Genomic DNA, 14,155 nt, shown 5'->3' with positions numbered 1-14,155 from the left:
TCTATTTTTGTTTATTGAAATAAATTTTCATCTCCCTCTTAACTTTTGGAGATAATACAAGGAGTGTAAACATTGTAGGAATTGCCATCAACGCATACGCACTGTCAATTACTCCAACTACAACATCTAGTGATATCATTGCGCCTACAACCAGCATTGCAAGGAAGAAATAATTATAAAGATGAGCATATTTAGCTCCAAACAGAAAATTAGTACATTTTACCCCATAATATGAATATGAGAACATCGTGGAAAATGCAAAAATAAATGCCATTCCTAAAAGTAAATAGTGTCCCATTCCAGGGATTGAGAGTTGAAATGAGTTCATTGCCATCTGAATCCCCTGAAGTTGTGAAACCTCATAATTCCCGTTTACCAGAATGGCTAAAGCGGTAAGAGTACAAACCAGCCCAGAATCAATTGAAGGGCCCAGCATTGCGACAAGTCCCTCTCTGACCGGCTCACTGTTCTTTGATGCTCCATGCATCATTGATGCTGTTCCGACCCCAGCCTCGTTAACAAATGCAGCCCTTCTGGCTCCAATGACAATTGCAGACCCTGCTAACCCTCCAAGGCCAGCTTTAAATTGAAATGCCTCTCTGAATATTGAAGCAAAAACTTCTGGTACAGCACTGATATGAGTTATAAGAATATATCCAACTAAAATAAAGTATAACAAAACCATAGAGGGGACTAATCTTGATGCCACCCTGGAGATCCTTTTTATTCCTCCTAAAACAACAACCGCAACTATCAAGGTCATGCCCAGACCTATCGAAAATCTTAGGAAGCCTGTGTTTTCTATTCCCATAGGTGTAGTTATAACAGTAGTTATTGCTTCTGTAAGTTGATTAGCCTGCATCAGACAAAGTGTTCCAATCAAACCAAAAACTGAGAAGAAAACTGCAAGTGGTCTCCATGATTTACCGAGACCTTCTGTTATCATATACATCGGTCCGCCTTGTGCTTCTCCAGAGGTATCTTTGCCTTTAAACATTATCGTAAGTGTCCCTTCAAAAAACTTAGTTGCCATACCAACAATAGCACTAACCCACATCCAGAATATTGTTCCCGGGCCACCCATAGTCAGAGCAACTGCTACACCTGAAATATTACCCATCCCAACCGTTGATGCAATCGCACTTGCTAATGCCTCAAAAGAGCTTATCTGACCTGGCGCATCATCCTCTTTCTTTCGTAATGATTTAATAGCTCTTCCAAAGTATCTGAAAGGTACGAATCCAGAATACACCAGGAACCAGAAACCTCCCCCGATAAGCAATAAAAAAAGGGGAAGCCCCCAGAGCCAATTGCCAAAGGTAACAATGAACTCTCCTACCTCGTGTAAGAAATGAGACATACTTTTGATTTATTAGATTTTTGCAAAGATAATATTAAGAATTCAATCATTTCTCAACCTCATCTGACAAAGATAGCTTTCTTGCAGATAAGCTGACTGAAGTTCCCTGAAGAAGTAATGATACAATTGTGACAAAGAAGACTATATCAAACATCGCTTGACCATTTTTTATACCGGCAATTAGAGGATAAGTTGCAAATACTACAGGCACAGCACCTCTTAAACCAATCCAGGAGATATAATGTTTGGCCTTATTTGAGAAATTTTTAAATGGGGTAAGAGTGATAAATACAGCTAACGGTCTTGATATTACGGTTAATGAAATAGCGATTAAAATACCAGGCAGGGCAATGTCAATTAACTCATTAGGATTAACAAAAAGGCCTAAAGTAAGGAAAAGAACAAGTTGACTTAACCAGGCTATGCTGTCAAAAAAGGTATAAGCGGTTGGATCACATTGTGTTTTGTGATTTCCAATAATAAGACCAGCGATGTAAACTGCCAGGAATCCATTACCTCCAACTAGCCCTGTTGCAGATTGCGTAAAGAAAAGAGTTGCAAGCAGAAGTACATGATAAAGAGATTTGTTCTCGGTATTTAATCGTCTGATAAAAAAAATGGCAATTTGTGCAAAAACATATCCACATACAGCACCAACAGAAAATTGTATAAGGAAAGAGATTAAAAATGATGATGCAGAAGATTCACCAGAGATAACCATCTTTAAAAAAATAAGCATTAGCATATATGCCATTGGGTCGTTACTTCCGCTCTCTAATTCAAGAAGAGGCTTAAGGTTCTCCTTTAATTTTATACCTTTTGACCTTAAAATCGAAAATACAGATGCAGAATCAGTTGATGACATTATTGAAGCAAGTAACATTGATTCCGCAATTGTCAGACCAGGGAAGCCCGTTAAGACGGAAGTAATCAGATATATGAGCAGCCCAGTGAAAAGTGTGGTCAAAAGAACCCCTAGTGTTGAGAGTAATATTCCAGGTGCAAGGACAGGACGGATATCTTTAATCTTAGTATCCAAACCTCCTGAAAAAAGGATTATACTTAAAGCAACATTCCCAATAAACTGAGCTATGTACGGACTTTCAAACTTAATACCTATTCCATCGCTACCGAATATCATACCAACTGTAAGAAACAGTAACAATAGCGGGACTCCAAATTTGTAAGCAGCTTTTCCGGCAACTATGCTTACAAATATCAAAACTGAGCCTATCAGTAAAATATTATCAGCTGTCAATTGCATATAGGCAAATATACAAAAAAAAGGGGGCTGATTTTTTTATCAGCCCCTTTTTCCAGTATAAAAATTGATTATTTTAAACCTCTGTTTTTCAAAAGTGGGTCAATACCCGGCTCTTTTCCTCTGAAATTAACATAAAGGGTCATTGCTTCATCCTGACCTGCTCTTGCAAGAATCTCTTTACGGAATTTAGTTGCAACCTCCTTATTAAAAATATCTCCGGTCTCAACAAATGCCTGGTAAGCATCACTATCAAGAACTTCAGCCCAAATATATGAGTAATATCCAGCAGTATATCCACCACCGAATGTGTGGCTGAAATAAGTACTTCTGTATCTAGGTGGAATTTGAGAAACAAGGCCTCTATCTCCAAGAACTTTAGATTCAAATGCATTAACATCCAAATCTGCAGGAATCTCTTTAAGAATATGGAAATCCATATCTAACAGAGAGGCTGCAAGATATTCAGTAGTTGCAAATCCCTGACCATATTTACCAGCATTTACAATTTTATCAACAAGCTCCTGAGGAATTACTTCACCAGTTTGGTAGTGTTTTGCATACTCTTTGAGAACTTGAGGTTCAAATGCCCAATGCTCCATAATTTGAGATGGCAACTCAACAAAATCTCTTGTCATTCCGCCAACACCATAATAATTTACATCTTTAAGAAGACTCGCCAGAGCATGCCCAAACTCGTGGAAGAAAGTTTCTGTTTCATCTGTACTAAGTAAAGCAGGTTCATTACCATTAGGTCTTGTAAAGTTCCCAACAATAAGTACAAGTGGGGCAACTCTCTCACCATTTTTATATGTTTGTGAACGGAAACCACTACACCAAGCGCCACCTCTTTTAGCACCTGGGCGTGCAAACATATCCATATAAATAATACCCAGGTGAGAACCATCTTCATCTTTACACTCATAAACAGTTGATTCAGCATGAGGCATAGGTACATTATCCAGCTGTGTAAATGTAATTCCATAAAGTTTGTTAGCTACATAGAAGATTCCATCTCTTACATTTTCCAACTTAAAATATGGTCTTAACTGAGAATCACTAAGGTCGAATTTTTTCGCCATAGCCTTTTCAAAATAGAATCTCCAGTCAGCTGCCTCAAGATCACCTTCAAGTCCACTCTCTTTAGCTATTGCTGACATATCAGCAAGCTCCTTTTTTGCAGACTCTAAAGCCGGTTTCCAAAGCTGATTTAGGAGGTTGTAAACATTCTCCTCCGTTTTCGCCATTCTGGTCTCTAGTTGATATTGTGCAAAATTCTCAAAACCAAGTATTTTTGCTCTTTTAAGTCTTAAATCAATTAGCTTTTTAATAACCTCTTTGTTATCAAATTCATTGTTGTTGTTACACCTGTTTAGATACGCATTAAGAATCTCTTTTCTTAGCTCTCTGTTTTCAGCTTGTTGTAAAAATGGAATTATACTGGGATTATCAAGTCCAAAAACCCATTTTCCAGTTGTGGAAGAGTCTTTCTCTCCCCTTGCGAATGCTGATGTCTTTAAGGCTTCAGACAACCCTGCAAGATCCTCTTCTTTATCAATTACCAGTTTGTAGGAACCTGTTTCAGCAAGTAAATTCTGTCCAAATTGAAGTTGAAGGGCAGAGATCTCTTCGTTGATCTTTTTCAGTTCTGTTTTTTTATCTTCCGGCAGATCTGCTCCGCTTCTGACAAATCCTTTATACATTTCGTCAAGAAGCCTCATCTGTTCAGGATTTAGTCCAAGTGAATCCTTTTTAAGATAGACCGCTTTAACTCTTTCAAAAAGGCCTTGATTAAGACTTATCTCATTATAATGCTTGCTTCTGATTGGCGAGAGCTCTTTTTCCAAAGCAAGAACTTCGTTATTTGAGTCTGTGCCACTAATGTGTGAGAAAACAGGAGATATTTTATCCAGTAAAGCACCTGCATTATCATAAGCGACAATGGTGTTTTCAAATGTAGGCTCTTCTGTATTATTTATAATAGAGTCAATTTCTGCTTTATGCTGGGTCATAGCCTCAACAAACGCTGGCATAAAATGCTCAATCTTAATCTTCTCAAACGGTGGAATACCAAATGGAGTATTCCAGTCCTCCAGTAATGGATTTCCAGATTCTGTCTTTTGACCGCACGATGTAAATATCGCACCTGCAGCAATCATTGCAAAAAGAAATTTTTTCATAGTTATTAATTCAGGTTATGGTGTTTTAAAATTAGCCCAGGTAAGATTTAAGTAATTTGCTCCTAGCACTATGCCTAAGTCTTCTTATTGCTTTTTCTTTAATTTGCCTGACTCTCTCTCGGGTTAGTCCAAAATGCTCACCAATCTCTTCAAGAGTCATCTCTGTTGTCCCTATTCCGAAAAAATATTTTACAATGTCTCTTTCTCGCTCCGTAAGTGTTGAAAGTGCTCTTTCAATCTCTTTGTTCAGAGATTCATTTAGCAAACCTCTGTCTGCATTTGGGGAGTCTGTATTTGGAAGGACATCAAGCAAATTATTATCTTCCCCATCAACAAAAGGAGCGTCAACAGATACATGTCTGCCTGATACTCTCAGTGTATCTGCAATTTTTTCTCTTGGTATATCCAGTATTACAGCAAGCTCCTCCGGGGAAGGGAGTCTTTCATTTTCCTGTTCAAATTTTGAAAGAGCTTTGTTTATTTTATTGAGAGATCCTACCTGATTAAGTGGTAATCTTACGATTCTGGACTGCTCTGCTAAAGCCTGAAGAATTGACTGCCTTATCCACCAAACCGCATAAGATATGAACTTGAAACCTCTGGTCTCATCAAATTTCTCAGCAGCTTTTATTAAGCCGAGATTCCCCTCATTTATTAAATCAGGCAAACTAAGTCCCTGGTTTTGATACTGTTTTGCAACAGAAACCACAAAACGAAGATTGGCCCTGGTTAATTTTTCCAAGGCCTCTTGATCTCCCTTTCTTATTCTTTGTGCTAATTCTACTTCATCTTCAACAGTTATCAACTCCTCTCTGCCAATCTCTTGTAAATATTTGTCTAAAGAGGCACTCTCCCTGTTTGTGATTGATTTTGTAATCTTAAGTTGTCTCATGTATACATATTATCTTGCAAAGCTATAAAAAATTGAGCATTGCAGCAAAATTTTAAAGTCCCATACCATAATAGACTACTGTACCATCAGGGTAAACTCCTTCTATAAGGACTGACCTTCTGCTACTTTGTATTATTGCACTTATATCTGCTGCTTTTGAAACTTGGTTCTGATTAACATAAGTGATAACAAAACCCTTTTTTATACCCGTACTCCTAAATTTCCCTTCTGAGACCGATAAAACCTCTACACCACTTTTAAGAGATAATTTTTCCAACAACTCTTTTGGTGCCTCTTTCAATTCAGCCCCGAATATTTTAATTACTCCGTTACCTGTATTATCAGTTTTTGAATCATCTCCTGATTTGCTTTGTAAAACAACAGATACAGAAATTTGTTTACCGTTTCTTAATAACTCAATATCAACTTTATCTTTAGGCCTGTATTTACTGATTTGCTCCTGAACAGCCGGGCCCGAATTTACTTTTACCCCATTTATTGAAAGAAGCACATCACCCACTTTAATGCCTGATCTGTCTGCAGCACCATCCCTGACTACTTCAGCTATATAGATACCATTGGTACCCTCCAGACCCTTCTCTTTTGCCAGATCTCCATCAATCTCCTGCATAGATATGCCCAATAGGGCACGCTGTACGCTGCCAAAATCAATAAGATCTTCAACCACCTTTTTTGCAATTGATGAAGGTACTGCAAATGAGTAACCTGTATATGAGCCTGTCCTTGTAGCAATGGCTGTGTTAATTCCCACAAGCTCTCCCCGTGTAGTTACAAGAGCACCTCCACTATTACCAGGATTAACAGCAGCATCGGTCTGAATAAAAGACTCAATTTTGAACTCTTCTCCGGTTGCGGGCATACTTCGTCCCTTTGCACTAACTATACCTGCAGTAATTGTTGATCTGAGGTTATATGGATTACCTATTGCTATAACCCACTCTCCCAGTCTTAAAGAGTCGGAATTTCCAAATGTCAAATATGGAAGATTATTTGCGTCTATTTTGAGAAGTGCAATATCTGTAACCGGGTCTCTTCCTATCAATCTGGATTTGTACGATTTATTGTCTTCCAGAGTAACCACAATTTCATCTGCTCCCTCAATTACATGATTGTTTGTAATAATATATCCATCAGATGTTATGATAACTCCCGAACCTGAATTGACCTGATTCCTTGGCGACATACCTGGATTGCCATAGCCAAAAAAGAAATCATAAATTGTGAATGGTTGCTCCATCCCTTTTTTTGTGACTTTTACATGAACGACTGCCTTAACAGCGGTCTCGGCAGCAAATGTAAAATCAGGATAAAGCTGATCTGATAATGTAACATTACGAAGAGGCAATGTTGCTGAATTTTCATTATAATCTCCTCTTTCTTTGTCTGTTAGTTTAACAACTGCAAATGCTGTCAAGCTACTTACAAGTGCTGTAGCTAAAAAATAAACAAATACTTTTTTCATACACTTAATGTTTTTTTACCCCAAAATCAAATTATATGCCATAACTATTTTTTATTATCTTTGTTCAAAATTGAAAACATATGAAATTTGTTGTATCGAGCACTGAACTTCTTACAAGATTACAATCGGTTTCAAGGGTCATCTCTACCAAAAACTCCCTTCCGATTCTTGACAACTTTCTGTTCATTCTTAAAGATGGAACTTTGTCAATTACAGCCTCTGATCTTGAGACAACCTTAAAAACCAAAATGTTAATTGAAAACATTTCTGAAGAGGGTGAGATTACTGTTCCTGCAAAACTTCTTGTTGACTCGTTAAGAGAATTTGCAGACCAGCCACTGGAATTTAAAACAAATGATAGTTGCTCAATTCTCGATATAACATGGGCAAGTGGAAATGCAAAATTACCATGTACCACCTCAGACGACTATCCTTCAGTTCCTGAACTCAGTGAAAATTACACAACTATAAGTATTAATTCTCATGTTCTTCTTGAGGGTATTAACAGAACACTTTATGCAACTGCTGAAGAAGAGCTTCGTCCTGTAATGAACGGAATCTTTTTTGACATTGACAATAGCAGCTCTACCCTGGTAGCATCTGATGCCCATAAACTAGTATGTTACACAAGACATGACATAAAGTCAGATAATAAATCATCTTTTATTCTCCCTAAAAAACCATCCTCTGTTTTAAAGAACATACTTGGGAAAGGTGATGAAGATGTGGTAATCAGATTTGACTCAAGAAATGCTACTTTTGAGTTTGAGTCCTTCAATTTAATTTGCAGACTTGTTGAGGGTAATTACCCGGCATACAAATCAGTAATTCCAAAGAACAATACTAATAAACTTGTTATTAACAGACTAGACCTTTTAAATTCTGCAAGAAGAGTTGCTGTCTGTTCAAACCAAGCCAGCAGCCAGGTAAGGTTAAAACTTACATATAATACACTGACACTATCTGCTCAAGATCTTGATTTCTCAATCTCTGCCAATGAAAATCTAATATGTCAGTACGAGGGAGATAATATGGAGATTGCGTTCAAATCTACATTCCTTATTGAAATCCTTTCTAATTTACCATACACTGATATTTCACTTGAATTATCAGATCCGTCAAGAGCAGCACTGATTCTTGCAGCAGGACCTGTAGATCCTCAAGAGGAGATACTTGCTTTAATTATGCCTATGATGGTAAATGCATAAACCATCATTTATAATGAAACTTAAACTAAAGAATCCAATTATATTTTTTGATATTGAGAGTACGGGGCTTAATATAGCTTCTGACAGGATTGTAGAGCTCAGTGCACTCAAGATAATGGCTAATGGCGACCAGGAGCTTAAAACCAGACGATTAAATCCTACCATTCCCATATCTCCTGAAGCCCAATCCATACATGGAATATCAAATGAAGATGTAAAAGATTGCCCTACTTTTAAAGAGATTGCCAAAAGTCTTTCGACCTGGATGACGGGATGTGATTTTGCCGGATATAATTCTATCAAATTCGATATCCCTATGCTTGCTGAGGAATTTTTAAGGGCAGGTATTGATTTTGATTTTCGCAAAAGGAAGCTTGTTGATGTCCAGAATATTTTTCATAAAATGGAACAACGGACTCTGAGTGCTGCTTATTCATTTTATTGCAATAAAAATCTTGAAAATGCTCACTCAGCTGAAGCTGATACAGTCGCCACATTTGAAATACTAGAATCTCAGCTCGACAAATATTCAGACAAACTAGAAAACAGCGTAGAATTTTTATCCAAGTTTTCAATCAGAAACAATTCACTGGATTATGCAGGAAGAATTGCCATTAACGATAAAGATGAACCGGTTTTTAATTTTGGCAAACACAAAGGGAAAACTGTTTTCTCAATTTTCAAAAGTGATCCAAGTTATTACTCATGGATGATGAACGGAGATTTTACTCTGGACACAAAACAAGTTTTAACAAGGCTTTACAATGAATATTTTCATTCTAAATAAATTTGGATTATCTCTGTTTGTAAAAACAGATTTGACTCTTTGTCGCGATAATTCGGACTTCTATATTCCGGATAATTTTGATTCAATAATTATTGAGCCTGCAATTGCTGTTAAAATTAACAGGGCAGGGAAATATATTTCTTCTCAATTCGCTCAGAGATACTATTCAGAAATTTATATTGCTCTAAATATCGTTTCAGATAATTTTTACAGTGATAAAATTACAGTCACAGAATATTCTTTAAACTCCACAATGGAGCAAAGCTTTTATTTAATTGATAACAAAAACATATCAGAACTGTCAACAGGTTTTATTATTAGCATGGATACCGAAAACGATATTGTTATATCTCCTTCCTACACAGATCCAAAAAATATTATTGACTCAGCTATCGAAGAGATTTCAAGAAAAATAAGCTTAAAGAGCGGAGATATAGTTGCAGTTACTTCAGAGGTAAACCAAAAATCTCAAAAAGGGTCCTGTTTCAAAATGTATATTGATGCGCTGGACAATAATTACATTAAACTCCTGGATTTTTCAATCAGGTAAGATGCCGACACACCTGCCAGATATCCAGTTGAAAATGCAATTTGCAAATTATAGCCACCTGTATCTCCGTCAAGATCAACAACTTCTCCTGCAAAATAGAGGTTCTCAATAATTCTGGAACCCATACTTTTAGGAAAAATTTCATTCAATTCTACTCCACCAGCTGTTATTACACACCTCTCAAATCCGGTGAAATTTTCAATATTTATTACCCAATTTTTAATCAAATCAGAAACAGCATATATTTCTCCAGGCAGTCTTTTTGATAATATCTTAGATGGACTAAATCTTAATTCGTTCAAAATTAATGGTATCAATTGCAGTGGTAACAGCTTTTTAAGCAGATCCTTTATTATCAAAGTGTCACTATCTCCAAACTCCCTTACAATCCGGTTAATAACTTGTTCGTTTGATAAAGCCGGTTTAAGGTCGATTCTCAGGGATACTTTATTTCCATCAATTAATGCACGGACAGCTTTCCTGCTTATTCGCAGCCCCAATGGTCCTTCAAATCCGTTATTTGTAAATTCAGCATCACCAAATTCTTCCTGAACACAATCCTTACCAACAAACAGCTTAAGACCAATATTCTTTAATATAAGTCCTTTAATATTTAAATCATATTTTACAGGCATTAATGCAGTTAAAGAAGGGAATCTTTTTGATAATTTATGTCCTGCTTTGTCAGCTAAAAGATATCCGTCACCTGTTGAACCAGTTGATGGATAAGATAGGCCACCTGTTGCAATGATTAGCGAATTCACATAAATTCTGTTTACAACGGATACGGTTTCACAGGTAATTGAATCAACCTTGTTATTGATTATCACCAAATCAATTACTCTTGATTTATACAAAAATTTCACACCGAGTCTTGATGCCTCTTTAAGCATTATATCTACTACATCAGAAGACCTGCCTGACTCCGGATACACACGGTCTCCTCTCTCAATATTAGTATTTAGGCCAATCTCCTCGAAAAATTGAATAAGTTGAAGATTAGAGAAAGCCCTAAAAGCAAATCTAAAAAACCCTGAATTTGGATAGATATGGGTTGAAAACTCATTCCAGTCTTTTGTGTTGGTGATATTACATCTACCCTTACCTGTTATCAAGACCTTCCTTCCAGCTCGTTCCATTTTCTCAATAAGGAGTACTTTCATCCCCTTACGGGCTGCAGAGATTGCTGCCATAAGTCCCGAGGCACCTGCTCCTGCTATTGCTACATCAAATCTATCCATAATGCAAAGAAAGGCAATAATTAGTAACTTTGTAAAAATTCATGAATCAATATGAGAATTAGCCTATTGTATATATTGTTAATCACTTTAATACTCCATTCATGTAAAAGTGACAACAATCAATTGACAATCTTTGAACCAGCTCCCGGATGTGAATATGCCTCTTTTTTTGGAATCAAAGAAGAGAGAGATGGGATTAAAATACTTATTAATCCATTTGGCAGAAATTCTGCCGACTCATTGTCCAGTTGGTTAGTTCTTCCCTCAGACAAAGATTACAAGAGAATTGTTTGTATGTCAACAAGTCATATTTCATATATTGATGCCCTTGGTGAATCCAATCGTATTGTAGGAGTTTCCGGAGGTCAATATGTTTCTAGTGAAGTGGTTAAAAAAGGCTTAAATGAAGGGAGTATATCTGATATTGGATTTGAGGGGTCACTTAATTATGAGTTACTAATATCTCTGCAGCCTGACCTTGTACTTACCTATGGCATTGAAGGAGAAAACAACCAATATATCGAGAAAATAAAACAGTTTAATATTCCAGTTATAGCCCTGGGAGATTACCTGGAAAATCATCCTCTCGGGAAACTTGAATACCTAAAACTTTTTGGACAGTTGTTAAATAAGAGGGATTTGGCAGACTCAATATATAATTCTACTAAGCTAAGATATTTAGAACTAAAGGAATTAACAAAAAACAGAAATAAGACAAATATATTGATTAACGCTCCATGGAAAGAGGTTTGGTATATTCCCGGAAAAAATAGTTATATGAATATAATTATTGAGGATGCAGGAGGAAGGGTTCTTGGTTCAACTGAGAAATCTGCATATACAAAAGCATTAAGTATCGAAGAGGTCTTTATACTCTCATCTAATGCTGATATTTGGTTAAATCCTAACTCGATTGCGACTATGAGTGAGTTGAAATCTGTAAATCCACTTTTTGCTAATATCAGTCCAGTTATTGAACATAAAGTATTCAATAATACGAAACTTAGTACTCCCGGTGGAGGAAGCCAGTTTTGGGAAAAGGGAGTTATTGAGCCTGATATAATATTAAAGGATCTTATTAAAATAATCCATCCAGATTTAATTAAAAGTCATGAACTTAAATACTATTTTAACCTTCAATGATTTTCCAAAAAAAACTCTCTGTTAAAGAATAACAGAGAGTCATTGTTATGAAGTGTCAAACTAGTATACAGCCGGCTGTTCTTTGCCTTCAAGTATAGCTAAACCATTCATTGCTAACGCAGACATCTCATCTTCACCTGGATATATTTTTACAGGGGCAATAAAAGAGACCATATCTGATATCTTTTCCATAAGTTTTGTATTGTATGCAACACCTCCGGTTAAAAGTATAGCATCCACCTTTCCGGATAAAACTGCTGCAGCAGCACCAATCGCTTTTGCAACATTATAACCGAATGCGTCTGAAATTAAAGTAAAATGTTCATCACCTTCAGATACTCTTTTTTCGACTTCGTTAAAAGAGTTTGTGCCCAGATGAGCAACAATTCCACCCTCCCCTGCAATCATTTTTTTAATTTGTTGCAAAGTAAACTTACCTGAGAAGCAAAGTTCTGCTAGAGCTAACACCGGCAATGTCCCGGATCTCTCAGGTGAAAATGGGCCCTCGCCGTTTAAAGCATTGTTTACATCAATTACTCGTCCATTCTTATGGACACCTACAGAGACACCACCTCCAAGATGAGCAACTATTAAATTGAGATCTTCATACCTTTTACTCTCAGAGCCTGCATACATTTTTGCTATAGCTTTCTGGTTAAGAGCATGGAAAATGGATACTCTGGGTAATAGAGGGTGTCCGCTAATTCTGGCTACTGGTTCAAGCTCGTCGACAACTACAGGGTCAGCAATATAGGCTTTGCATCCCGGAGCAGATTCAGCAATATTTGCAGCAATAAGTCCTCCAAGATTGCTGGCATGCTCTCCTGATATCCCAACTCTTAAGTCCTCAATCATTTTAGAATTTACCTCATAAACACCGGATTTTATTGGTCTTAAAAGACCGCCTCTACCAACAATAGCTGAGAGGTCTCCTATATGAATATTATTATCTTCCAGAGTTTTTAAAATTGCTTCCTTTCTAAATTGATACTGATCAGATATCTTTTCAAAAAGAGAAATCTCCTCCGATGTATGTCTTAAAGTATGCGTGAATATCTGTTTATGACCTTCAAAAACAGCAATTTTAGTAGAGGTTGATCCAGGATTAATGGCTAATATCTTGTATCCCATAAAAATTATTTAGCGGTTAAAGCAGCAAGTGCGATTGAATTAAGCTTAGTGTCTATACTATCTGCTCTGCTTGATAAAACACATGGAACTTTTGCACCAGCAACAATAGCTGCCTGACGACTACCTGTACATAACTGAGTATTAACTTTATAAAATACATTTGCAGATTCCAGATTAGGAAAAACAAGACAATCTGCATCCCCAGCGACAGGACTTACAAGCTTCTTAACAGCACAAGCTTCTTGAGAAATGGCAACATCTAATGCTAGTGGTCCGTCTACAAAACAGCCTGCAATCTGGGCTCTGTCAGCCATCTTTGAAATAATTGCGGCATCAACACACGCTTGCATTCCTGGTAGCATTTGTTCAGTTGCAGCAATTATAGCAACTTTTGGTTTGGGGATACCTAAGGAGTGAGCAGTTTTAACTACATAGTTTGTAATAGCAATTTTTTGAGAAAGATCAGGTGCCGGTATAACCGCAATGTCCCCTAAAACTAATAGTTTATGATATTGCTGGTTTGAAAGAACAGTAACATGACTTAGAACAGCTTTTGGAGGAAGCAAACCCTTCTCTTTATTTAAGATCGCTCTCATGTACTTGTCAGTACTGCACAAACCTTTCATCAGAATATCTCCTTCGCCTGAATTAATCAAATCAACTGCCATAGCAACGGCTTTAATCTCATCATCATTAGGGACAATTCTGAAAATAGAGGGATCTATCTTCTCATGGGCACATACTTGGCGAATCATCTTTTCATCTCCTACCAGTGTTGCCTCAACAATACCAGCCTCAACAGCGAGTTTTGCTGCGTTAATTGTGTGATCGTCAACAGCCCAGGCAGCAATAAGCCTTTTCTTTGGCTTACTCCTAAGTTGATCATAAATTTGCTCAAATGTTGTAATCATATATGTTG

General features: G+C 36.9%; 12 protein-coding genes. 4 read left to right on the top strand and 8 right to left on the bottom strand.

What is annotated here, in order from left to right:
• Nucleotide 1: 1 nt before the first annotated feature.
• From U5907_01070 to U5907_01050, 5 genes are all read right to left on the bottom strand, one after another.
• On the bottom strand, nt 2–1,360 hold the full coding sequence (locus U5907_01070) for an alanine/glycine:cation symporter family protein (GenBank protein ID WRQ33251.1): 1,359 nt from the start codon (nt 1,358–1,360) through the stop codon (nt 2–4).
• A gap of 46 nt (nt 1,361–1,406) precedes the next feature.
• The gene (locus tag U5907_01065) at nt 1,407–2,624 is read right to left on the bottom strand and encodes a potassium/proton antiporter (GenBank protein WRQ33250.1); all 1,218 of its coding nucleotides are present in this window, start codon (nt 2,622–2,624) and stop codon (nt 1,407–1,409) included.
• A 68-nt stretch (nt 2,625–2,692) separates the two neighbouring features.
• Nucleotides 2,693–4,801 (bottom strand): M3 family metallopeptidase, encoded by a 2,109-nt coding sequence (locus tag U5907_01060; protein ID WRQ33249.1) that lies wholly within the window; start codon nt 4,799–4,801, stop codon nt 2,693–2,695.
• A gap of 31 nt (nt 4,802–4,832) precedes the next feature.
• A complete protein-coding gene (locus U5907_01055) occupies nt 4,833–5,693 on the bottom strand; it encodes an RNA polymerase sigma factor RpoD/SigA (protein WRQ33248.1) in 861 nt (286 codons plus the stop codon).
• Between the two features lie 52 nt (nt 5,694–5,745).
• Nucleotides 5,746–7,176 (bottom strand): Do family serine endopeptidase, encoded by a 1,431-nt coding sequence (locus tag U5907_01050; GenBank protein ID WRQ33247.1) that lies wholly within the window; start codon nt 7,174–7,176, stop codon nt 5,746–5,748.
• Between the two features lie 80 nt (nt 7,177–7,256).
• Between U5907_01050 and dnaN the strand changes: the two genes are divergently transcribed.
• Genes dnaN through U5907_01035 form a run of 3 tightly spaced genes read left to right on the top strand, consistent with a single transcriptional unit; the run spans nt 7,257 to nt 9,721 of the window.
• Complete coding sequence (gene dnaN, locus U5907_01045; GenBank protein ID WRQ33246.1) at nt 7,257–8,384, top strand: DNA polymerase III subunit beta; 1,128 nt, start codon at nt 7,257–7,259, stop codon at nt 8,382–8,384.
• Nucleotides 8,385–8,397: 13 nt separating this feature from the next.
• A complete protein-coding gene (locus U5907_01040; GenBank protein WRQ33245.1) occupies nt 8,398–9,171 on the top strand; it encodes a 3'-5' exonuclease in 774 nt (257 codons plus the stop codon).
• Entirely contained in the window at nt 9,149–9,721 is a 573-nt protein-coding gene (locus U5907_01035) for a hypothetical protein (GenBank protein ID WRQ33244.1), read from the top strand. Before U5907_01040 ends, U5907_01035 begins: the two co-directional genes overlap by 23 nt.
• Here U5907_01035 and U5907_01030 read toward each other — a convergent pair.
• Nucleotides 9,688–10,962, bottom strand: coding sequence for an aminoacetone oxidase family FAD-binding enzyme (locus tag U5907_01030; GenBank protein ID WRQ33243.1), 1,275 nt, complete (start codon nt 10,960–10,962; stop codon nt 9,688–9,690). The two genes, U5907_01035 and U5907_01030, sit on opposite strands and share 34 nt — an antisense overlap.
• 51 nt (nt 10,963–11,013) lie before the next feature.
• Here U5907_01030 and U5907_01025 point away from each other — a divergent pair, with 51 nt between their 5' ends.
• Entirely contained in the window at nt 11,014–12,105 is a 1,092-nt protein-coding gene (locus tag U5907_01025) for an ABC transporter substrate-binding protein (protein WRQ33242.1), read from the top strand.
• Nucleotides 12,106–12,165: 60 nt separating this feature from the next.
• Here the strand turns inward: U5907_01025 and buk are convergent, their stop codons facing one another.
• On the bottom strand, nt 12,166–13,236 hold the full coding sequence (gene buk / locus U5907_01020; GenBank protein WRQ33241.1) for a butyrate kinase: 1,071 nt from the start codon (nt 13,234–13,236) through the stop codon (nt 12,166–12,168).
• A 5-nt stretch (nt 13,237–13,241) separates the two neighbouring features.
• Nucleotides 13,242–14,147, bottom strand: coding sequence for a phosphate acyltransferase (locus U5907_01015; protein ID WRQ33240.1), 906 nt, complete (start codon nt 14,145–14,147; stop codon nt 13,242–13,244).
• Nucleotides 14,148–14,155: the final 8 nt, after the last annotated feature.

Source organism: Bacteroidales bacterium MB20-C3-3, assembly GCA_035609245.1.
In the GTDB taxonomy this organism is placed as follows: domain Bacteria; phylum Bacteroidota; class Bacteroidia; order Bacteroidales; family UBA932; genus Bact-08.
This window is presented reverse-complemented; position numbering and strand designations above follow the sequence as displayed.